Source organism: Propioniciclava sp. (assembly GCF_029977985.1).
GTDB lineage: Bacteria > Actinomycetota > Actinomycetes > Propionibacteriales > Propionibacteriaceae > Propioniciclava.
Genome location: NZ_JARKOT010000085.1, coordinates 1 through 1,933, shown reverse-complemented (window position 1 = coordinate 1,933; position 1,933 = coordinate 1). Strand labels below are relative to the sequence as shown.

The window sequence follows — 1,933 nt, the reverse complement described above, 5'->3', positions numbered from 1 at the left end:
CGTGGGTCGCGGTTCGATGCCGCGAAGCCCTGTGGACTACGAAAGGAACAACGTCCGATTGGTGATCTTCCCGCATACCCACGCGGAAGGACCACGGCCATGAACATCACCGAGATGTTGGGTTTGCAGGACGAGCGGATGGCGTCCGTCGTCAAGGAACATTGGGCGGGATGGGTCGCCTTCGAGCCCCGGCTGGGGGTCGTCGACGACCCCGCCGGGCTGGACGCCTGGCGACGAGCGGTCGATCCCGCGGTCGCCAACGGCGTCCTGCTCGGCCTGGCTCGGTTGGCGGCCTTCGATGGCGCCGATGACCGGGAGGCAGCCTTGGTGCTCGCGTGGCTCCTCCTCCCGACCGCCCTGCGCGTCCGCCGCCGTTTGGGACTGGCTGATGATCGGGTGGACGAGGTGCTGGCCGCGCAGTTGTGGGTGGAGGTCCGCGGGCTGCCGTGGCGGCGTCCGCACTGGGTGGCGGCGAAGGTGGCCGGTCAGCTGCGTGAGGGGGTGCTACTGGACTGCGGGGCGCCCACGCACCACATGCCGCACCGGCTGTCGACGGTCTCGCTGGGCCCCGTCGACCCGGCCGACGATCGGCTCGTGGAAGACGACGACCCGGCAGCCGAGTTGGCCGAACTGCTCGCCTGGGCCTGCGCCGAGGACGTCATCACCGACGAGGACCGCGAGCTGCTGGTCAGTCTGATCGAGGCCGCGAAGACCCTCCAGGCTGATGGTCGCGCCCGCGAGGGCGGAGTGGCTGGTCTGTCGAGCCGCCAACTGAGCGCCGTCGTGGCCCAGGAGTGGGGCGTGTGCGCTCGGACCGTGCGGCGTCGGACCGCTCGCTGCGTGGCCGCACTCAGCGGAGCCGCCGGCGAGTACCTCAGGGCCACCTGCTGAGTGTCCACCAGGGGTGGACGGGTCCCGTTAGGTGTGACGGAGGTGATGCCGAGATGACCAGCACCCCGGCCGACGTGGCCGCCCTGTTGAAGATCGCGGCCATGGAGCCGGAGACCCTGGACGACCTGGACGGCTGTCTGCGCAGGCTCCGGGACGTGCAGAAGGCCAGACGTGAACTGGCCAAGGTGCCCCCGGCCATGCTCTTGTCCGGACTGCTGGATCGGCGGCCACGGGGCGGTGACCCGTCGTGACCGCGCATAGCGTGGCAGAGCTTCGAGAGGCGTGGCGCGCGATCGAGGCGGGCGAGTTCACCCACGGGCCCCGGTCCGCGCCCACCGCCCGGGGAGCCGCGACCGTGTGGACGCCGGCGCCAGGTGCACGGGTGGTCGCCGTCGTGGGCTGCGCCGGCGGGGTAGGGGCGTCCACGGTGGCGCTCGCGCTGGCCACCGCGACCGAAGCGTCGGCGCGGGTGGTGGAGTGCTGCTCTCCGTTGGCGTCCGGCTTCTCCGCCGCAGCCAACGCCGAACTGGGGACCGAGGGCCCTTGGCGCCGCGGCAACCGTGGCGACGTCATGCTGGAGCGCCCCATCACCGACGACGCGACCGTGCCGGTCCCGACCGAGTCAGCGGTCGAGTGGACGTTCGTGGACACCAGCTGGACGACCTTGTCAGGCGCGGGCGCCGGGTGGCTGGGGTCAGTGCTACGCACGCTCGACGATGTCGTCCTCGTCACGAATGCCACCGTGCCCGGGGTCCGCCGTCTGGAGTCCTGCGCAGAACTCCTCGGCCGCGACGCGCTCGGGGTGGTCGTGGGACCCACGGCCAAGCGGTGGCCGCGTCCGGTCAAGGTCGCCGCGGCCGGGATCCCGGCACGCGTGCGCCTGGCCGACTTCCCGCTCGACTCACGCCTGCAGGTCACCGGCCTGACTCCCGACCCGTTGCCCGCCCCGCTGCTCAAGGCGGCCCAGAACGTCCTCGCCCTCCTCCGAAAGGAACCGACATGAACCCGCTGATCGTCCCGCTGAAGATCTGCCCGGTGGCGC

3 protein-coding genes are annotated in these 1,933 nt (G+C 71.7%); all 3 read left to right on the top strand.

Going from position 1 to position 1,933, the window contains the following annotated elements; all coding sequences use genetic code 11:
- Positions 1-99: 99 nt before the first annotated feature.
- From Q1K57_RS04960 to Q1K57_RS04950, 3 genes are read left to right on the top strand one after another with little or no spacing between them, the layout of a single operon-like run.
- Positions 100-891, top strand: a complete 792-nt coding sequence (locus Q1K57_RS04960) for a hypothetical protein (protein ID WP_300079640.1) — start codon at positions 100-102, stop codon at positions 889-891.
- Between the two features lie 53 nt (positions 892-944).
- Complete coding sequence (locus Q1K57_RS04955; RefSeq protein ID WP_073185244.1) at positions 945-1,142, top strand: hypothetical protein; 198 nt, start codon at positions 945-947, stop codon at positions 1,140-1,142.
- A gap of 11 nt (positions 1,143-1,153) precedes the next feature.
- Positions 1,154-1,894: a hypothetical protein gene (locus tag Q1K57_RS04950; RefSeq protein ID WP_300079633.1), complete on the top strand. Its 741-nt coding sequence runs from the start codon at positions 1,154-1,156 to the stop codon at positions 1,892-1,894.
- The last annotated feature ends 39 nt before the right edge of the window (positions 1,895-1,933 follow it).